Here is a 20,261-nt window from a genome sequence, read left to right as displayed (position 1 = left end):
ATATAAATTTTATGCATACTAAAAGGCGAGCTACTAAGCAGCTCGCCTTTTAGTTTATCTAATTAATTGTTAGTCTTAACTTCATCAATAGTTACTTCAAAACTACCACCTGGGGTGTTGACAGTAACCTTGTCACCCTTCTTCTTGCCCAAGATGGCTTGAGCGATTGGTGAATCATTAGAAATCTTGCCATTTAATGGGTCAGACTCATCTGAACCTACGATAGTGTAAGTTTCTGGATCATCGGTACCTACTTCAGTAAAGGTAATCGTCTTACCAATAGAAACTTCATCTGGATCAACGCTATCTGCATCAATAACTTGAGCATACTTCAACATTTGTTCGATTTGAAGAATACGTTGCTCTACAGCACTCTGTTCATCTTTAGCTGCATCATATTCTGAATTTTCTGATAAGTCACCAAATGATCTAGCAACCTTAATGCGTTCAACAACTTCCGGACGCTTAACTAATTTCAAATCTTTTAATTCCTTCTGAAGTTTTTCCTTACCTTCAGCGGTCATTGGATATACTTTTTCTGGCATTAATCATTACTCCTAACTAAATTATTCTTTGCAAGAAAAGCTTATTGTTTATTTATCAAAAAGTCAACCAGTTATTGACCTAAACTACTATTTCTCTTTAAGTGTTCATCGTAACTGTGTGAGTAGTATACCTTACCAGTCTTTAAGTTAGCAACGAAGTAAAGATAATTTTGACTACGTTCTGATGGATTAAGAACTGCAGTGATTGAATCTAAACTTGGATTATTAAATGGACCTGGACCATAACCCTTATGAACATATAAGTTGTATGGTGACTTAACCTTAGTATCCTTAATAGTCAATGAGCGCTTGTGTTTATTAAGGGCATACATTACCGCAATATCAGATTGCAGCGGCATCCCTGCATCCAATCGGTTAAAGAATACGCCCGCAATCTTACGACGATCCTTAGTAGTTACACCTTCACGTTCAACTAATGAAGCCAAAGTAAGCACCTTCTGAACAGTTAAGTGTTTTTTGCTAATAGTTGAATAGTAAGGTGTCATTATTTGGTCGGTCTTTTCGACCATTTGAGTTACTAATTCCTTTAAAGATGCCCCTTGATAAACATCATACTTAGCAGGGAATAGGTAACCTTCTAAATGATAGCGAACATTCTTATTAGCCATCGAACTAGCTAATAATTTAGGATAACGCTTCTCTAAAACCTTCATAAAGGATTGATCCTTCATCAAGTCTAAGAACTCCTTACGAGTGTACTTAGTATTCTTACCTACTGTAGTGGCGATACTATCAATTGTCTGACCTTCCTTAATTAAGACATGACCCTTAACTGGTCGATCGCCCCCACCTTGAAGTTGAGCAACTATCTGCTTATTATTCATTGATTGCGAAATATAGAAATCCCCAGCCTGAAAGTTGGATTCACTATGTATCTTTAACCAAATATTAAATAGCTTAGAACTATGAATCAAATTCTTACTTTTTAAAATATCTGCTATTTGTGAATTAGTCGCTCCTTCAGGAATATGTACACTAACTACGTCTTCGTTATGACGATTAACAGGCTGCAGAGCATAAGCAGTATAGACTCCTGTCGCCAAGACAACTAATACTGCCACCGCACCAATAACACTTAAGATCCAGCGGGTGATCTTTTTAGATGCTTGCTGTTCTATTTCTCTTGTTCTTCTTTTATTTTTGTCTTGATCTAGCAATAATATAACCCTCCGACTATCGCAAAAATCTAAGGCAATTATAGCAAAACTTAATCCTAATTGATTAACGAATCTTAATCTTTAATTTTTCTTTCAAATCAGCTTCGATTTGATCCATTGCCTTGGTTACGACTTCGTCAGTTAAAGTATCTTTTTCATTTAAGAAAGTCAATGAGTATGCCAAAGATTTCTTACCCTTTTCAATTTGGGCACCAGCATAAACATCAATCACTTGAACCTTAACTAGATACTTACCACCGCTTTGCTTAATTTGGTTAATAATCTGAGCATTAGTAATATCACTATTTACTAAGACAGATAAGTCACGCTCAATTGCTGGGAACTTAGGAGCAGTCTTAGCCTTCATTCCCTTAGTAAGCATTGAAATAATAGTATCTAAGTCTAATTCATAGACATAAATTTCACTACCGCGTAAAGCCTTATCTTGAACAGTTATATTATGCGCAATCATTCCAATCAAGCCGACATATTGATTATTAATATAAATAGCAGCTGTTCTAGTTGGGTGCATCCCTTCAACTACTTCAGCCTTATATTCAACATCATTATCTTTAATTCCAAGTGAATTAAATAAATTAGTCAATTGTCCCTTCACAAAGAAGAAGTCAATCTTTTGCGTTTCATGTTGCCAATTATTAGCAAAAGTATGACCTGAATATAATGCGGCTAAGTGCTCATGTTCATTGAAGCTGCCGCCTTCACGATCATAAACGCGACCTTGTTCAAATAAGGCTAATTCTTTTTGCTTACGAGCCATGTTATAGCTAGCTGCATCTACTAATCCAGTTAATAAATTCTCACGCATAGTGCTACGGCTAGAATTAAGTGGCATAGCTACTTCAACTACTTCTTTTGGATTCTTAGTATAGCGAATTGCCTTTTCTGGGGAAGTTAATGAGTAAGAGATGGCTTCCATTAAGCCTTGTCCTTGCACAATAGACTTAATTCTTCTCATGGCAGTTTCTTGCTTTGAATAACCGCCATGGGTTTCATCAAGTAATGGCTGAGTGGATTCTAAATTATCATAACCGTAGATACGACCAACTTCTTCAACCAAGTCAGCTGGAATACTAATATCCCAGCGTCTATTAGGTACAGTAACAGTTAAATCATCACCGTCCACAACAACATCAAAGTTTAGCCGATCGAAAATCTTAACCATTTCATCCTTAGATAGATCAGTTCCAAGAACCTTATTAATATAAGAAATAGTCGTCTTAATTACAGCAGGCTTACGCTGCTGGTCTGTTGCCTTAATAATTCCTGCCTCAATATTTGCACTAGCATTATCTCTTAAGAGCAGTGCTGCCAAGTTAAGGGCCTTTTCAGTGTTATCCCAGTTAATGCCCTTTTCATAGCGACTTGAAGCTTCAGTACGGTTAGCATGACGTAAAGCTGCCTTTCTAACTAAAGTACCATTAAAAATAGCTGATTCTAAAATTACATCAGTAGTATCAGCAGTTACTTCTGAATTCAAGCCACCCATCACACCAGCCATCATAACAGGCTTTTGACCATCGCTAATAATAATATCATTAGTATCCAAATCAACTTCCTTACCATTTAGCAAGGTTAGCTTTTCACCAGAATTAGCTTTTCTAACTTCTAACTTACCATTTGCGAATGCCTTAGCGTCATAAGCATGCATTGGCTGACCAGTTAAAAGCATAACATAGTTAGTAACATCAACTACATTATTAATTGGGCGAATACCAGCATTCCATAAGCGACGTTGCATCCACATTGGGCTTTCGCCAATTTGGACATTGCTAATCTTTCTTAAGTAGAATTTTGGAGCTAAATTATCATCAACTACCGTTTCTAAATCACTAGTCCAGTCTGCGCCGTCATCTTTTAAGGTAACTTCTTCAATCTTAGGCTTTTGGTCAATGATTGCACCAACTTCATAAGCAGCACCTTCCATTGAGAGAGTATCAGCACGGTTAGGTGTAATGTCAAAGTCTAGGATATAATCATCCATCCCTAGTGCCTCATAGACATCATCACCGGGCTTAACATCACTATCCTTAGGGAAGACCCAGATCCCATCAGCATACTTAGCAGGAACAAGCTTGTCTGCAAAGCCAATTTCTTGGAGGCCACAGATCATACCATTTGACTTAATGCCACGAATCTTGCCACGCTTAATCTTCTCATTGCCAGCAATGCGAGCACCATGAAGAGCAACAATTACGTCTTCGCCTGCTGCAACATTAGGAGCACCACAGACAATTTGAATTGGTTCTTCTTCACCAACATCAACCATGCACTTATGTAAGTGAGTGCCTTCAACAGCTTCACATTCTAAAATATGACCAACAACTAACTTCTTTAGTCCCTCTTGTGGATGGTCAACTGAAGCAATTTCAACACCTGTCCTGGTGATTTTTTCAGCTAGATCTTTAGGATCTTCATTTAAATCAAGAAAATCTTGTAACCAATTATATGAAACGAGCATTAATCTTCCTCCTTACGGAATTGTTCTAAGAAACGAACATCATTAGTGTAGAAGTCACGAATATCAGAAACGCCATACTTCAAAATTGCAAAACGGTCGATTCCTAACCCAAAGGCAAAACCGCCGTAAACCGTAGAATCAATACCGGCATTTTCTAATACGTTAGGGTGAACCATCCCAGCACCTAAAACTTCAATCCAGCCGGTATACTTACAAATTGGACAACCTTTACCATCACAATTGAAGCAAGACACGTCCATTTCGACAGATGGCTCAGTAAATGGAAAGTAACTTGGACGAAGTCGAGTCTTACGGTCTTGACCAAACTCATGCTTAGCGATCAATTCAAGCGTTCCCTTTAAGTCTGACATAGTTACGTTCTTATCTACAACTAAGCCTTCCATTTGCATGAATTGGTGAGAGTGAGTTGCATCATCATCATCACGACGATATACCTTACCAGGTCCAACCATCTTCAATGGACCTTTTAAGAAGTCATGCTTTTCTAAAACACGTGCTTGGTCACCGGAAGTTTGCGTTCTAAGTAAGTTTTCATCATCAATGTAGAAGGTAGCTTGCATATCACGAGCTGGGTGATCTTTTGGTAAGTTCATCATTTCAAAACAATAATGGTCTGTTTCAATCTCTGGACCTTGTACTACCTTGTAGCCCATCCCAATAAAAAATCTCTCTAAGTCATCTAAAATTACATACATAGGGTGCTTAGAGCCCAGATGTGCTTGACGACCTGGTAGAGTGACATCAATCTTTTCTTCTTCCAACCGTTTAGCAATTAATGCTTGGACCAGCTTTTCTTTAGCATCATCAAATGAAGATTGAAATAAGTCACGTAATTGGTTAACTTGTTGACCAACCTTAGGTCTATTTTCTGGAGCAACGTCCTTCATTGAGTGTAAGATTTCAGTCAATTGCCCCTTACGACCAATTAGTTCAACTCTAATTTCATCAAGCTTTTTTTGTGTATCAGCTTGATTGATTCTTTCTATTCCTTGTTCTCTTAACTTATTTAATTTCTCGAATAAGTCCATTTACTTTTCCTTTCCAACAAAAAAAGCCCCGTCCATAAAGGGACGAAGCTTCGCGGTACCACCCTAGTTTAAACCAGCACAAAAAAGTGCGTGTTCACACTCTCTTCAGATAACGGTGAAATACCGGAATTGATTAGATTCTGCTCCCAAGATGAAATTCATGCTTCATCAGTAAACCTCTTGCACCCAATCAAGGCTCTCTCTAAAAAAGAATCCGCACTACTAATCTTGATTATCGCATTTAAATTTCATAGTAGTATATTAAAACAAAATCCATTAACTTGCAATAACTTTAAGCCCACTTATCAGCCCAATCATGCACTTGATCAAATACTGGCTTCAATTCAGCTCCCTTAGTAGTCAAGGTATAAGAGATAATACCAGTATCGCCGTTAACATTACGTTCAACGATCTTTTGTTTTTCTAATTCTTTTAGTCTTTCAACTAAGACACGGTCACTACAACGACTAATACAACGAGCAAGGTCTTTGAATCTCATCGCCTTAGTATCACATAATGAACTAATAATTAAGCCGTTCCATTTCTTACCAATAATATCAAAGGCACTTACAAAGTGACCACACAATGAGTAATCTTCTGGGTCACTACAGGGAGTTTCCACTTTCTTTTCGATAGTTTCAGCCATAATGATTCCTCCTAAAATAAACTTTAAACTCATTATTATAGTATCAATTATACAAAAAATTACTTACTAAAAACAAGTTTAATAATTAGGCAAAGTGATAAATCATAATTCCGGCTGCTACAGCAGCATTCAACGATTCTGCCTGCCCGTAAAGTGGAATGTAAATCTTCTTATCGGCACTATCAATTACTTCTTGACTAGCACCATGAGCTTCATTGCCGATAATTAAGGCAAGTTGTGGTACGGATGGAGTATTATTCAGCTTCTTAGCTTCCTTATCCAGCACGCTAACGTAAACTGGTAAGCCATTCTCTTTAAAGCTGGCAATTGCGGACATAACTGGAGTCTGAATAATCTGAATATGAAACTGACTTCCTTGCATACTACGCTGTACTTTAGGATTATAAAGATCAACTGATGCTTGAGATAGAACTACACCATCAAATCCTGCCGCATCGGCTGTTCTGATAATTGTACCAACATTACCTGGATCGGTTACATTATCCAAAATAACCCATCTACCATATTCAAAACTAAACGTCTTAGGTTGATTAATTGGCAAAACCATAAAAATATCTTGACTATTCTTAGTAGCAGACAAATGATCGCAGATCATTTCATTAATCAAGATGGTTCTATCATCATCGAACTTGCGGTGAGTTTCTCTTTCTAGTCGTTCTAAGGCTTCTTGAGTACCTAATAGGTAAAGATACTTCTGCTTACTCTGCAAGGCTTCTATTACTAAATGAAAGCCTTCGATTAAATATAAGTGATTTTCTTTACGGTATTTTTTCTTTTCGAGCTTACGAATATCTTTGATAGTTCTATTGTTTACTGAATTAATTTCTAACATTTATCATTCTTCTTTCTATGTTTATTATTTTAGATTACCGACGATGAAATTAAAATGTTAATATTTAAGATAGTAGAATAAATAATAAAAAAAGAAGTGAGAATTTTATGCAAACTAAAAAAATTATCGTTCATGGTCTTGTCCAAGGTGTTGGCTTTCGTTGGTCAACTCAAGCTCTAGCACGGCAAATGGGAATCCATGGCAATGTCAAAAACAATGCCGATGGCACTGTTGCAATTGTAGCTCAAGGTGATTCACTAAAGCTAGCTGAATTTATATCTAAAGTAAAGGCTTCACCATCTCCAGCAGGATATGTCGACAAAATTGAAGTCACTGATATTGAAGAAAAACCGCTCCATTCTTTTAACGTAGTATTTTAAACATTGCTAGGATCAAAATTTACTAGTAAACTTAATACATACTTTTTAGAAAGGCGAATTTAAATTTAAGAATGAAAAAATCAAAATACTTAAAATTAATAGGACTACTAGCACTAACAGCTATCTTCCTAACTGCTTGTGCTACTAGAACTAGTTCTGGTACTCTTCAAGCACCTACAAGTGGACCATATGCTTGGATTTATAGCATTTTTGGTCATCCTCTGCAGAATATCATGATTTGGGTAAGCCAAAGAATCGGGGGAACTAATGGTGCTGGTTGGGCAATCAGTATTATCACCTTAGTTGTACAGTTCATTGTCATGCCACTGCGTCTAATTTCTCAGCGGAAAATGACTACTCAACAAGAAAAAATGCAAAAATTGCAACCACAGATGAAATTAGTTCAAAAAGCACTAAAAACCCCAGGTCTTAGTCAGCCTCAACAAATGGAAATCAGCCAGTTGCAAATGAAGATCTACCGTGAAAATAATCTTTCTATGACCGGCGGAATGGGATGCTTGCCATTAGTAATTCAATTGCCAATTATGGCTGGTATCTACCAAGCTGTTGCCTATTCATCAACTTTGGCACAATCAACATTCTTCGGTATTTCACTTAGCCAAAAGTCATTTGTTTTCACAATTATTGCCACAGCCCTTTATGTATTACAAGGTTACTTGTCAATGATTGGCTTGCCCGAAGAACAAAAAAAGACCATGCGAATGACTCTTTTCTTGAGTCCAGCGATGACTTTCTTTATTTCTATTTCATATTCTGGTGCTTTAGCTCTTTACTTCATGGCTGGTGGTGTCGTAATTGTCATTCAACAATTAATTACTACCTTCGTCTTAATGCCAAAAGTTAAAAAAGATGTAGCTGCGGAATTACAAGACCGCCCACTTAAAGAAGTTGTAACCCCTGAAGTTATTAATAAAATCTTGAATAAAGATGATGTTAACTCTGACACATCTATCCAAAGGAAGCAACAAAACCAAGATTTACGCCAACGTAATGCTGGTAAACAAAAACGTCCTAATAATAAAAATAAGTAAATAAAATACCTGCTAGCCATTAATAAACTAGCAGGTGTTTTTATTTATCCTTTTTAGGAACTTTTTTGTTTTTCTTTCAAAATTGGAAATTCAATCTTAAATTTACTTCCTGAACCTAATTGCGAAGTTACACTAATCTTACCATGGTAGCTTTCAACTAGCTTCTGTGCAATAGATAAGCCAAGACCATTGCCGCCTTTCTCACGGGTACGAGCCTTATCGACCCGATAGAAGCGGTTGAAAATCTTCTTTTGTTCTTCTAGGGCAATTCCCTCACCGAAATCTTGCACCGTAATGATAATGCTATTTTGATCACTAGACGCATCTACTAAAACTTCTTTGCGATCTTGTGAATACTTAATGGCATTGTCCATTAAGATAATTAAGACCTGTTCTAGATGGTTACGATACATCTTAATAAAAGAGTGAGGCTTCAAATCATCATCGTAACTAATTCTAAAGTCAGGATGAATCATCTTCATGTTATTAACGGTACGCTGCAACACTTCATTAACATCTGTAACTTCATTAGGAAACTGGATATCAATTTGCTCTGCACGAGTTAAATCAAGCATTTCTTGAATTAAGTGCTTCATTCGATTAGCCTCTTGAAGTGATGAATTAATTGATTCATTTAAAACTTCAGGATCATCCTTACCCCAGCGCTGCAATAAATTCATGTGTCCTTGAATAACGGCTACAGGCGTTCTCAATTCATGAGATACATCCCCTACGAACTGCTTTTGCTGCTGGATATAAGCTTGCATCCGATCAAGCATTTGGTTAAAGCTATTGGCCAGTTCACCTAACTCATCATTACGATTTAAATTTGAAATTCTCTCTTGACTATTAGGATCTTCATTAATCTCATGCGAGATCTTAGACATCTTCTTAATTGGCTTAACTACAACAATATTAACTACTAAGTAAGATAGAATAATAAAGATTATAATTGCCAATAATGATAGTCCAATCATCCATAAGCGAATAGTATGGAGTATCTTATTAGTTTGCGTCATAGAATTGTCTACAATTAAGTAGCCTGTCAACTTATGAGTCCGATCAGAGTATATTTTTTGATAGATGTTTAAATGTAAGCCACTAGAAGTATGTCCCAGTTGACGCACATGATTATCCTTAATATCTGGCATACGGTCAGTAACATTATTGCCATTACTGAAAATAATCTCGCCATCCAGATTATAAATAATTATTGTAGTATCTCTATTGGCCAATGTCGCTAAAACATCATCATTGAAAACATTATTTTCTCTTTTATTGCTAACAGGGGCATTATTCAAGATACGATTAGTATTAGGAGATAATTGTGGCACTACATTGGAAATTTCTAACTTATCTGGTATTTCTACTAGACGCCTTTGAAATGTGGTAACTATCTCTTCGGTATTTCCTTGATCATTTTGAATTAATTGTTGCCGAATCAAGGAATAAATTGCAATCGAAAATATCACAAAAGAGACTGTGATTGTCGCAGCAACTACGCTAACCCACTTAAAGGCTAATGACGATCTCTTAGTCTCTTCTTTTGCGTTTTTATTCGATTTCGTCGCGATGTTCATCGTTTTCATTCGTTCTCACCATATAACCGGTACCGCGAACAGTCTTGATATAGGATGGACGACCAGGAACATCAATCTTATTACGTAAGTAACGTACATAAACTTCGACAACATTAGTTTCAATCTTAGATTCTGGTCCCCAGATAGTATTGAGTAATTGTTCACGCGTAACAACATTATTCTTATTCTCAATTAGAGTCATCAACAAGTTATACTCTCTCTTAGTTAAGTCAACTTGCTTGTCACCACGGTGAACAATTCTGTTAGCAGTTTCAATAGTTAAGTCATTGAAATGAACAACCTTCTGCACGCCCATAGTTTCGCCCATGGACTTCTTTTCAATCTGAACTCGACGCAATACGGCACGCAAGCGAGCCAAAAGCTCTTCAATTGCAAACGGCTTTACAATATAATCGTCTGCACCATGATCAAGCCCTGAAACGCGATCAATTACAGAATCACGGGCAGTCATCATGATAATAGGCGTAGTTTTGACTTGACGAACACGACGAGCTACTTCTAACCCATTTAAGTTAGGTAACATCAAGTCTAATAAGATCGCATTAAAATCTTCTTTTAATGCTAAATCTAGTGCCTTGCGACCATCACTTTCAATTACGGTTTCATAGCCTTCGTGTCGTAATTCTAATTCTACGAATCTAGCTAAACTCTTTTCATCTTCAACAATCAAAATCTTATTCATATTTGCTGTTCACTACCTTCTAAATTTACTGGCAACTCATTAACCATGAATCAAAAAAATTATTAATAAATTAATTTTAATTTTAATAAAATCACAATGCAAGTACTAAATTAATTTTTATCTTGACTTTTAAAAAAATCTTTCAATTTAGCAAAAGCTGGGTTTTCTTGACCTGACTTTTCTTCCTGATATTCCTTCTCAGAAATAACACGCCAATCTTTTCCTTCTGGAAAGATGCCCTTTTCTTTTTCATCTTTGGTCAAAACTACTGAAGGCAAGCTCAATAATAAGTTGTCCTCTACTGCAGTTTGAAGATCAATTAGATCATCTTCAACCATGATAATGGTATCTTCCTCTTCAAGCTGTTCTTGAGTTGGCTTAACATCTGAATAATTTTCAGTAAAAGTAAAATCTTGATGTAACTCTACCGGCTTTAAGCTCCGAGTAGAGGGAACTTCTACATCAGCTGTCACCCTGAAGTTACCAGTAACAAATGGCTCTTGATAGAAGAAATCACCAGTTACATGCACATTTTTAGCTTTAGTTATAAGCTCCTTACTACGCTCAAAAAATTCTGAACTCAATTCAACATCACTATCGACATGAGTTACAGGATTTTTGCTATTTTTTATTTGTGAATAAGAATAATTAAGCATTTTTTACCTCAATTGGGAAGCGACCAAAGTTCTGGTCAGTTCCGATTACTTGTTCAAATAAACGATCAGTCTTGACTTGTAAAGCTAATGTTCCCGAATTAGCACTTCTTTTATCAACTTTAGAAATTACAGGAACTCCAAAATCTTTACGCATCTTCTTTAAATAGCTACGTCCACGTGTACTGTAGCCAAGTAACATCGTTGAAATGTCATCAAATGAGGCAAAAAGCTCATCTGACTGAATATTTAATAATGTATACAGACACAGTCTACGTAGCCGTGCATAAGTATAACGCTTAGACTTGATTCGACGCAAGAAATCTGTGAAATCAAATGCTTCATGAATTTCTTCCTTCATCTTATATTCAAGTCCTTCGCTCATTTGATAAATCTTCTGCAATTCTTCAATGCTAGAACTTTCAAGACGATACTTAAGAAACTTATATAATAAGTTCCAGTTAGGATAAACACCTTGTTCTTGAAGTTGCAAAAGTTCTTGCTTGGGCACAATATTCTTTAATTCAATTAAGCTGCCATTTTGATGGTGCAAAATATAATTTCTGATTGAAGTAGCCGATGAAACTATGTTCTCCCGCATTAATAGATCATCATGCCCACTACCAATCCGATTAACTGGATGCAAAGTTAAAGGATTGTCTAATGATTGACTAGCTACGGCATAAGCAATAGCCAACATCATATTGGGCTGATTGACCTCATGACCTACTTCTCTTGCGACCATTTGATTATATTGCGTTGCATAAGTTTGGGTATAGTCTTTAAAGTCAAAACTACCTTGCGGAATTTGGGCTATTTTTTGAGCTAAATATGCGAAATTCAAATTGGCATCCTCTACCCCAAAGACTAAGTCGCTTACTCCCAAATCATGCAATAGTCTAATACTTCCACCTGCAAATATATCTGCTGGCTGCACCGCAAAAGAAAAAGGTAGCTCAAATACTAAATCAGCGCCAGATGACAAAGCTGCTTTAGCCCGGCTCCACTTGTCCATAATTGCCATCTGACCGCGCTGAACATAGTTTCCAGACATCATAACAATTATTGGATCATTACCGGCAGCTAAGCGTGCCTGATTAAGTAAAAACTCATGACCACTATGAAAGGGATTATATTCAGCTACGATCCCAACTACGCTCATGATTATCTCCTTAGTCTTCTAAATTCAATTCAAGCCTTTTACCGTTGCTCCAAAGCTTCTCTAGACCATAGAATTCTCTAGCTTCCTCGGTAAAGATATTAGCTACAACATCCCCCATATCTAACAGCAGCCAATTAGAGTCCTTACTACCTTCAATTCGATAATCTTCTTTACCGCTCTCATGTATCTTATCAATAATACTGTTGGCAATTGCATGTAGTTGTCGGTTTGATCCGGCTGTAGTTACAATATAGTAATCAGATAAGATACTTACGCCTCGCATATCGTAAGCTTCTGTATCTTCACCATGGCGTTCATCAATTGCTTTAATAGTTAAATCTAATAATTCTTTGCTTTCTAACATTATTTTTCCTTTCATATGTTAATGCTTAATTGACCATTTATTATATGCATCTAATGTCTTAGGGTAAACTTTTTGCCTATTTTTAATTAAGAATTCTAGTGTGTGAGCTAATTCAAAGCCAACACCATCATCTAAATTAGCAAACGCTACTTTCCTAGCCTCGTCCACTCCAGGGAAGGTGCGCCCAGGCTCAATAAAGTCCGCCACAAACACAATCTTATCAAGTGTACTCATCTCAACATCAGCAGTAGTATGACGTCTGATTGCTGTTAGGATCTCTGGATCAGTAATCTTTAATTCATGCTCAATAAAGTAAACTCCAACAATTCCATGCCAAATTGCGCGATTATAATTTAATAAATCTTGATCAAAGCCTTGACTCTTAATCACTTCAATAAAGCGCTCAGGAGATACTTGCTTAGCATAATCATGAATAAATCCCGCTAAAGCTGCTTTATCTTCATCATAGTTATTCAATTGTGCCAACTTACGGCTGGTTTGGCTAACGCCAATACAATGTTTAAAGCGTTTAGCATCCATGTTAGCCTTTTCTTTAGCAATAAGTTCTGCACTAGAAAGTGGTGAATAAGTATTCTTAAATTCGATGTTCTCCAAGATATAGGCCTCTTTGTTCAATATATAATCTTACTTCTTCTGGTACCAAGTACCGAATCGACTGACCAGTAGCAACATTCTGTCTAATCCATGAAGAACTAATGTTCAGATCAGGCATATCTACCCATATCATCGGATACTTAGGATTTTGAGGATAATTAGGTCGTCTAACACCGACTAGCGTTGCTAAAAGCGAAATTGTCTGTGGCTCCTTCCAGTTTTCAAAGTCGTTTACTTCATCCCCACCCATAATCAAATAATATTGATTACGTGGTGCACGACGCTTCAAGTACCGCAAAGTATCGACCGTATATGATACCCCACCCCTCATAATTTCAAATAACATTACTCTAAAGTGAGGATTAGTTCGGGTTGCTAATTCTAACATATTAACCCTATCCTTAGCGCTAACCGAATTAGCCATTTCTTTATGGGGTGGGATATTATTTGGAATAAACCAAATCTCATCTAAGTCTAATTGCTTGCGTACTTGTTCCGCCATAACTAGGTGGGCAATATGAACTGGATTGAATGTTCCACCCATAATTCCAATTCTCAGCTTTGAAGCAGAAGTCGGTTCGAACTTTACTTGTGTTTTTTCATCTACTACACATTGCATTTTAAATCAGAGCTCTTCTAATTCCTAATCCAATACCTTCTGGAGTATAAGCTTTAATCACAATATCCTTTGGTACAGTAATAAAGCCTACCCCACCAAATAAAACATCGCTTTTTGTCTTGGGTGAGAATGTCTGACCCTTCATTGGTCCTAAATCATCTTCAGGACTTGGTGGCAAGAGTAAGTCATCCTTGTGCTTTTGATAGAAGGCGTCCGCATTCTCTAGCTTAGTACGGTGAATATAGAGGTTGCGTTCTGCATAGACAGTTACACCACTAGCCTCACCTTCTAAAAAGTCAAACCGCCCTAATCCTGCCAAAAATAAAGTCTGACCTGGCTTTAATTGATAAGTGGCAGGCTTAAGTGGCTTTTTAGGGGCAACCATTTCTAATTCCTTGCCAGTTAAATGACTTGCTAACTGGTTCTTACTCATAATACCTGGTGTATCTATTAAGTAGTGCCCCTCAGAAATTGGTATCTTAATGGCATCTAATGTAGTTCCTGGAAACTTAGAAGTAGTGATGACGTCCTTTAATTCACTACGCGCACTAATAATAGCATTAATTAAGGTAGACTTACCAACATTAGTAGTGCCAACGAAATAAATATCTTTCTTTTTGCCTTTTTTAGCTAAAAAATTGATTAAATCTTCTAAATTACGCTTTTTAGCCGCACTAACTAAGAAGATCTTCTCTGGTTGAAGTCCGCTGCGATTAGATTCTTGACGCATCCAATCTTTAACTTTGCTTTCTTTAGTGTTCTTAGGAAAGAGGTCAATCTTATTACCAACTAATACATACTCATTACCGCCAATGAAGCGCTTGAGAGATGGAATAAGTGAATTGCTAAAGTCAAATAAGTCAACAACATTAACAACTAAGGCATTCTTTTCTCCAATTGAATTAAGTAAGGCCAAGAAGTCATCGTTATTTTCTTCGACTGGCATAATCTCATTATAGTGACGCAGGCGGAAGCAGCGCTGACAATATACATCACTATCTTCATTGGCTAGAGCCTTCTCTAGTGCGCTATTAGGTAAATATCCTGACTTCTTAGGATCTTCACTTTGCAAGGTGCTACCACAGCCAATGCATTTAATTTGTTCATCCATTTTTTAATATCTCCTTAAAAGTAACCGGCTTCTTCAAGCCCAAAAAGAAAAAGATAAACTTCTCAAAGAAACGATTGATTCTCGTATTCCACTTATCTGTTTCTACTAGTGGTTTAACTAAAACTGTCCCTACACCAGCTAAATTTCCTGCTTGAATATCTGTTATCAGCTGATCGCCTACCATCAGCACTTGGCTCTTATTAAGCCCTAATTCCTTAAGCTCCTTATTGATGCCAATTGGCAGTGGCTTGCGAGCTTTAGCAATAAACTGAATATGGTAAGGATCGAGTACCTTGCCAATTCTTTCAGCATTATTATTGGAAATCACAACTAGCTTGATACCAGCTTTAGCTAACTTTTGGTTTAATTGATCCATTTCGACAGCTGTATCTGCTTTATTCCAGGCAAGTAATGTATTATCTAAATCAGAAAAAACTGCCGTTATTCCCATCTTATTAAGCTGGACTGGGTCAAGATGATAAATAGTGTCAATTGTATATCGAGGTCTAAATAACATTAAAATCGTCGTCTCCAAATTTATATCACATATATATTATCAAAAATTAAGAAATATTAGAAATTTTAGCCAAAAAAATACCGTTAAAAAAGCTAATTTTTAACGACATTTTAAAAATGATTATTCCACACCATCCATCAGCTTAAAAATCTTCTTGGACATTGCAAGCAAAATAACACCAAAGATAATACTTACTACCCCAACTGCCAAGAAATATGGAATTTCGGTTGCAGAAGAATAGTACTTAACAATCTGAGCATTAACTGCTTGACCAGCTGCATCTGCTAAGAACCACATACTCATCATCTGAGATTGATAAGCCTTAGGTGCTAGCTTAGTAGTAATTGATAACCCAATAGGTGAAATAAGCATCTCAGCAATTTCAACAATAAACCATGATCCCACTAGCCAGAATGGACTTACACGACCACTAGTACCAAATAAGATCCCAGGAATTGCCATCCAAGCGTAAGATAATCCGGCAAATACTAATCCAGCAGCAAACTTCTTAGGTGAACTTGGCTGCTTCTTCCAATTCTCCCATAGCCAAACAAAGAATGGCGTTAAAATCATAATAAATACTGGGTTCAGAGTCTGGAAGTTAGCAGCTTCGAAGTGCCAATTACCAAGATGAAGTACAGTTCTTTCTTGGGCAAAAAGCGCCAAAACCACAGAACCAGACTCTTCAATCCCCCAAAAGATTGCTGCGGCAATAAACAACGGGATATATGCAGTTGCTCTAGACTTCTCTGTCTTAGTAACCTTCTTGCTGCGAAGCATGACAACAAAGTAATAGATAGGAAGAGCAATTGCCAAAATAGTTAATAAGTTAACAATATTGTCAACATTCAATTGACCAATCAATGCCATAATTACTAATAAGATTGCTACTAGAATAAGTGCTAGTACTACCTTCTTAGTAATTGACTTCTTATCTTCTTTAGAAATAGGATCTGTTGGAAGTAAGCTTTCATTAGAAAGGTACTTCTTACCACCGAAGTAGTATTGCAACAAGCCAAAGAACATACCAACAGCAGCTAAACCGAATCCGGCATGGAAGTTAGTGGTATTACCGAATAGCTTCATTCCGAATCCATCTGATGCCCAAGGTACTAAGATTGGGGCAATCGCTGAACCTAAGTTAATACCAAATACAAATAAGCTAAAGCCAGCATCGCGACGGTGATCATTGTCTGAATATAGTCCACCAACCATGTCAGATACATTAGGCTTAAGCAAACCCGTACCAGCTACAATTAAAGCGATAGAAACATATAATGCAACCGCACCGAATGGCACTGCTAACACAATATGCCCTAGCATGATCAAGACGCCACCAATGAAGACGGTTCGTCTTGGTCCCCAGACACGGTCTGAAAGCCAGCCACCAACAACACTCGATAAATATACTAGTGATCCATAGATCGACATTACCGAAGCTGCGGTTGTCTGGTTCATACCTAAACCACCTTCAGTTACTGCGTAATACATGTAAAATAGCAGGATTGCCCGCATTCCGTAATAACTGAATCGTTCCCACATTTCAGTGAAGAACAGAGTGGATAAGCCACGAGGCTGACCAAAGAAGGCCGTGTCCATATTCTTGTTATTATTCATTTAAAAAAATTTCACTCCTCATCTTATAGTGAAAAAACACTATTGTTCAATTATATAATAGGAAGCTAACTTCAGTCAAAAGCACTTACATTGCTAAAAAGGCTTGACCACACAAAAAAAGACCCCAGACCTAAGTCTGGAGTCCAATTTTTAGAATTTGATTTATGCTAAAGCCTTTTTAGCAGTTTCTGCTAATGCGGCAAATGCCTTTTCATCGTTGTAAGCAAGGTCTGCTAACATCTTACGGTTCATGTCTACTCCTGCAACCTTAAGACCGTGCATTAACTTGCTGTATGAAAGACCATTTTGTCTTGCAGCTGCGTTAATACGAGCAATCCATAATTTTCTAAATTCGCTCTTACGCTTCTTACGGTCACGGAAAGCATATTTACGTGATACGAAGATTTGAGTACTTGCTGCTTTAAATTGAATGTGCTTTGAGCCACGGTAACCCTTAGCTAATTTCAAAAGCTTCTTACGACGTGCACGTGTTACAGTTCCACCTTTAGTTCTTGGCATCTAAAATTCCTCCTCAAAAAGTCTCTCTAAATTAACGCATTTGGGAAAGCATCTGTTTGATGCGCTTCATATCACTTGCTGAAACCATTGCAGCTTTTCTCAAATGACGACGTTGTTTCTTAGTCTTACCGTGGAAACGGTGACCAGTGTAAGCGTGGTGACGCTTTAAACCACCATTAGCAGTTCTCTTAAAACGCTTTGCTGATGCGCGGTGTGTTTTTTGCTTTGGCATATCTATTCCTCCAATTAACTACTTCTTTTTCTTTTTGTCTTTATCACTCAAAGGAGCAAGCATTAGGAACATAGAGCGACCTTCCATCTTAGGTCTGGTAATAACAGTTGATAAGTCACTTGCTTCATCTGCCATCTTCTCTAAGACTTGTTTACCTAACTCCTTGTGAGTAATAGCACGACCTCTAAAGCGGATAGAAACTCTCACTTTAGCGCCTTTAGTCAAGAATTTACGAACATGCTTTAACTTAGTGTCAAAGTCATTGCCTTCGATTGTTGGACTTAAACGAATTTCCTTAACTGCGATAACTTTTTGGTTCTTACGATTTTCCTTAGCTTTCTTTTGCTGTTCGAAGCGATACTTACCGTAATCCATTACGCGAGCAACAGGTGGCTTAGCGTTAGGAGAGATAAGAACTAAATCCATGTCGGCATCAGCAGCCTTACGTAAAGCTTCATTCTTAGATACAACGCCAACTTGTTGACCATCAGAATCAATCAAACGAACTTCACGAGCACGGATATCTTCGTTTAAAATCATATTTCTTGCTATGGGTATTCACCTCCACGTTAATTTCGAGGACAAGAAAAAGGCGGACAAAGTAATGCGCCCGCCTTTAATCAACAGATATTATCGATCAGCCTAGAGGTCTATATTTTTAACTTAGGCGAGAAGCGGGAGCTTCTTCTTGTTCTCAACTTCTGTATTATACTGGTTTAATTACATTGAGTCAATACATAGTTGATTATTTTTTACAGAAAAAGCAAACAAGACCTTAAATGTCTCATTTGCTCTAACTGTGATTATTCTTTTCTACGCTTAATCAGACCGAATGTTACTACCGATAAGATTAGCATTGCTGCACCACTAATTACAGCTAGGATATTATCTGATTCACCAGTTTGTGGCAGAGTTTCTTTTGCAGATTCTGCTTTCTTATTATTCTTACCCTTGTCTTGCAAATCAGAAATATTCTTAGATGGTGAGATAGTTGAAGTTGATTTAACAACTATTAAATCTGTTCCCTTAATGACATTCTTAGATCCATCGCCATAAATCAAAGTAGTATCTGCATTATCGCTAACTAATATATCTTTAGCATTTGGATTAGACTTAGATACATTATCTTTAATCTGGTTCTTCTCCGCATCAGTCAAATGATTTGGATCTTGGACTGGAGTCTTAGTATCTGGGATTACTGCAGGATTATTATCAGCATCTGTGTTATTAGAAGTGTTAGATGAATTATTATCTTTCTTAATAATCAAATCACTGCCTGAAAGATTATGTTGGCTGCCATCATTGTAGATTAACGTTGTATCACCGTTATCAGACACTTTAATATCCTTGGCATCCGGGTTAGACTTGGCTACATTATCTTTAACCTGATTCTTTTCATCATCAGTTAAATGACTTGGATCTGCTACCTCTACCTTTGTGCCTGGAACTACTGCAGGATGCTTATCAGCATCAGTCGTATTATCATGGCTATCATTAGATTTAACTATTAATTGATCACCACTTACATGACCATGGTTGCCATTATTAAAGGTTACATCAGTATCTCCATTGTCGCCTACTTTGACATCCTTGGCATCTGGGTTGGACTTGACCACGTTGTCCTTAACCTGTTGCTTTTCTTCATCAGTTAAGTGGTTTGGATCGACGACTTCTACCTTGCTGTCTGGTAATTTTACTTCTTGCTCTGCAGGTGTCTCTGGCTTCTTGGTTACCAACTCACTGCCGTCGACATGGCCATGGTTACCATTATCAAAGGTTACATCAGTGTCTCCATTGTCGCCTACTTTGACATCCTTGGCATCTGGGTTGGACTTGATCACGTTGTCCTTAACTTGCTGCTTTTCTTCATCAGTTAAGTGGTTTGGATCGCTGACTTCTACCTTGCTGTCTGGTAATTTTACTTCTTGCTCTGCAGGTGTCTCTGGCTTCTTGGTTACCAAGTCACTACCGTCGACATGGCCATGGTTGCCATTATCAAAGGTTACATCAGTATCTCCATTGTCGCCTACTTTGATATCTTTGGCATCTGGGTTAGACTTGGCTACATTGTCCTTAACTTGCTGCTTTTCTTCATCAGTTAAGTGGTTTGGATCGACGACTTCTACCTTGCTGTCTGGCAATTTTACTTCTTGCTCTGTAGAAGTATCTGGCTTCTTAGTTACCAATTCACTGCCGTCGACATGGCCATGGTTACCATTATCAAAGGTTACATCAGTATCTCCATTGTCGCCTACTTTGATATCCTTGGCATCTGGGTTGGACTTGATCACGTTGTCCTTAACTTGCTGCTTTTCTTCATCAGTTAAGTGGTTTGGATCGACGACTTCTACCTTGCTGTCTGGCAATTTTACTTCTTGCTCTGTAGA

The 20,261-nt window shown here is 37.4% G+C and carries 22 protein-coding genes and 2 other annotated features; of the genes, 2 read left to right on the top strand and 20 right to left on the bottom strand.

Features of this window, described 5'->3' with window-relative positions:
* Window positions 1–62: 62 nt before the first annotated feature.
* The 6 genes from greA to J2Z60_RS00085 form a co-directional block, all read right to left on the bottom strand.
* A complete protein-coding gene (gene greA, locus J2Z60_RS00110) occupies window positions 63–545 on the bottom strand; it encodes a transcription elongation factor GreA (protein ID WP_209685103.1) in 483 nt (160 codons plus the stop codon).
* 71 nt (window positions 546–616) lie between these two features.
* Window positions 617–1,723 (bottom strand): endolytic transglycosylase MltG, encoded by a 1,107-nt coding sequence (gene mltG / locus J2Z60_RS00105; protein WP_209685100.1) that lies wholly within the window; start codon window positions 1,721–1,723, stop codon window positions 617–619.
* A gap of 64 nt (window positions 1,724–1,787) precedes the next feature.
* Window positions 1,788–4,202, bottom strand: coding sequence for a phenylalanine--tRNA ligase subunit beta (gene pheT, locus J2Z60_RS00100; RefSeq protein ID WP_209685097.1), 2,415 nt, complete (start codon window positions 4,200–4,202; stop codon window positions 1,788–1,790).
* Complete coding sequence (gene pheS, locus J2Z60_RS00095; protein ID WP_209685094.1) at window positions 4,202–5,251, bottom strand: phenylalanine--tRNA ligase subunit alpha; 1,050 nt, start codon at window positions 5,249–5,251, stop codon at window positions 4,202–4,204. Before pheS ends, pheT begins: the two co-directional genes overlap by 1 nt.
* A gap of 35 nt (window positions 5,252–5,286) precedes the next feature.
* Window positions 5,287–5,496 (bottom strand) — a binding site (T-box leader).
* 47 nt (window positions 5,497–5,543) lie between these two features.
* The gene (locus J2Z60_RS00090) at window positions 5,544–5,897 is read right to left on the bottom strand and encodes a winged helix-turn-helix transcriptional regulator (RefSeq protein ID WP_209685091.1); all 354 of its coding nucleotides are present in this window, start codon (window positions 5,895–5,897) and stop codon (window positions 5,544–5,546) included.
* Between the two features lie 85 nt (window positions 5,898–5,982).
* Window positions 5,983–6,750 (bottom strand): TrmH family RNA methyltransferase, encoded by a 768-nt coding sequence (locus J2Z60_RS00085; RefSeq protein WP_209685087.1) that lies wholly within the window; start codon window positions 6,748–6,750, stop codon window positions 5,983–5,985.
* A gap of 107 nt (window positions 6,751–6,857) precedes the next feature.
* Between J2Z60_RS00085 and J2Z60_RS00080 the strand changes: the two genes are divergently transcribed.
* Both J2Z60_RS00080 and yidC read left to right on the top strand, forming a co-directional pair.
* The gene (locus J2Z60_RS00080) at window positions 6,858–7,130 is read left to right on the top strand and encodes an acylphosphatase (protein WP_209685085.1); all 273 of its coding nucleotides are present in this window, start codon (window positions 6,858–6,860) and stop codon (window positions 7,128–7,130) included.
* A gap of 71 nt (window positions 7,131–7,201) precedes the next feature.
* Entirely contained in the window at window positions 7,202–8,182 is a 981-nt protein-coding gene (yidC, locus tag J2Z60_RS00075; protein WP_209685082.1) for a membrane protein insertase YidC, read from the top strand.
* A gap of 53 nt (window positions 8,183–8,235) precedes the next feature.
* Here yidC and J2Z60_RS00070 read toward each other — a convergent pair whose 3' ends face one another.
* The 14 genes from J2Z60_RS00070 to J2Z60_RS00005 all read right to left on the bottom strand — a co-directional run.
* A complete protein-coding gene (locus J2Z60_RS00070) occupies window positions 8,236–9,771 on the bottom strand; it encodes an ATP-binding protein (protein WP_425352198.1) in 1,536 nt (511 codons plus the stop codon).
* A complete protein-coding gene (locus J2Z60_RS00065; RefSeq protein WP_209685080.1) occupies window positions 9,737–10,465 on the bottom strand; it encodes a response regulator transcription factor in 729 nt (242 codons plus the stop codon). Before J2Z60_RS00065 ends, J2Z60_RS00070 begins: the two co-directional genes overlap by 35 nt.
* Window positions 10,466–10,575: 110 nt before the next feature.
* Window positions 10,576–11,121: a DUF177 domain-containing protein gene (locus tag J2Z60_RS00060; RefSeq protein ID WP_209685076.1), complete on the bottom strand. Its 546-nt coding sequence runs from the start codon at window positions 11,119–11,121 to the stop codon at window positions 10,576–10,578.
* On the bottom strand, window positions 11,114–12,280 hold the full coding sequence (locus tag J2Z60_RS00055; RefSeq protein WP_209685073.1) for a nucleotidyltransferase: 1,167 nt from the start codon (window positions 12,278–12,280) through the stop codon (window positions 11,114–11,116). Before J2Z60_RS00055 ends, J2Z60_RS00060 begins: the two co-directional genes overlap by 8 nt.
* 10 nt (window positions 12,281–12,290) lie before the next feature.
* Window positions 12,291–12,659: a ribosome silencing factor gene (rsfS, locus tag J2Z60_RS00050; RefSeq protein ID WP_209685070.1), complete on the bottom strand. Its 369-nt coding sequence runs from the start codon at window positions 12,657–12,659 to the stop codon at window positions 12,291–12,293.
* Between the two features lie 3 nt (window positions 12,660–12,662).
* Window positions 12,663–13,259, bottom strand: a complete 597-nt coding sequence (yqeK, locus tag J2Z60_RS00045) for a bis(5'-nucleosyl)-tetraphosphatase (symmetrical) YqeK (RefSeq protein ID WP_209685067.1) — start codon at window positions 13,257–13,259, stop codon at window positions 12,663–12,665.
* The gene (locus J2Z60_RS00040) at window positions 13,240–13,878 is read right to left on the bottom strand and encodes a nicotinate-nucleotide adenylyltransferase (protein ID WP_209685064.1); all 639 of its coding nucleotides are present in this window, start codon (window positions 13,876–13,878) and stop codon (window positions 13,240–13,242) included. Before J2Z60_RS00040 ends, yqeK begins: the two co-directional genes overlap by 20 nt.
* A gap of 1 nt (window position 13,879) precedes the next feature.
* Entirely contained in the window at window positions 13,880–14,989 is a 1,110-nt protein-coding gene (gene yqeH, locus J2Z60_RS00035; RefSeq protein ID WP_209685062.1) for a ribosome biogenesis GTPase YqeH, read from the bottom strand.
* Complete coding sequence (locus J2Z60_RS00030) at window positions 14,982–15,506, bottom strand: YqeG family HAD IIIA-type phosphatase (RefSeq protein WP_209685060.1); 525 nt, start codon at window positions 15,504–15,506, stop codon at window positions 14,982–14,984. The genes yqeH and J2Z60_RS00030 overlap by 8 nt, the downstream gene beginning before the upstream one ends.
* A gap of 120 nt (window positions 15,507–15,626) precedes the next feature.
* A complete protein-coding gene (locus tag J2Z60_RS00025) occupies window positions 15,627–17,123 on the bottom strand; it encodes a peptide MFS transporter (RefSeq protein WP_209685058.1) in 1,497 nt (498 codons plus the stop codon).
* A gap of 162 nt (window positions 17,124–17,285) precedes the next feature.
* Window positions 17,286–17,642: a 50S ribosomal protein L20 gene (gene rplT, locus J2Z60_RS00020; RefSeq protein WP_209685056.1), complete on the bottom strand. Its 357-nt coding sequence runs from the start codon at window positions 17,640–17,642 to the stop codon at window positions 17,286–17,288.
* 31 nt (window positions 17,643–17,673) lie between these two features.
* Window positions 17,674–17,874, bottom strand: coding sequence for a 50S ribosomal protein L35 (gene rpmI / locus J2Z60_RS00015; protein WP_209685054.1), 201 nt, complete (start codon window positions 17,872–17,874; stop codon window positions 17,674–17,676).
* A gap of 18 nt (window positions 17,875–17,892) precedes the next feature.
* Window positions 17,893–18,414: a translation initiation factor IF-3 gene (gene infC, locus J2Z60_RS00010; protein WP_209685053.1), complete on the bottom strand. Its 522-nt coding sequence runs from the start codon at window positions 18,412–18,414 to the stop codon at window positions 17,893–17,895.
* Between the two features lie 38 nt (window positions 18,415–18,452).
* Window positions 18,453–18,570, bottom strand: a sequence feature (ribosomal protein L20 leader region).
* A 107-nt stretch (window positions 18,571–18,677) separates the two neighbouring features.
* Window positions 18,678–20,261 (bottom strand): MiiA motif-containing surface protein (locus J2Z60_RS00005; protein ID WP_209685052.1); only part of this gene is annotated, 1,584 nt, incomplete at its 5' end.

Origin of the sequence: Lactobacillus colini, assembly GCF_017874575.1 — a bacterium.
Classification (GTDB): domain Bacteria; phylum Bacillota; class Bacilli; order Lactobacillales; family Lactobacillaceae; genus Lactobacillus; species Lactobacillus colini.
Note: the sequence above shows the minus strand (reverse complement) of the source record. Positions and strands in the feature narration are given on the sequence as shown.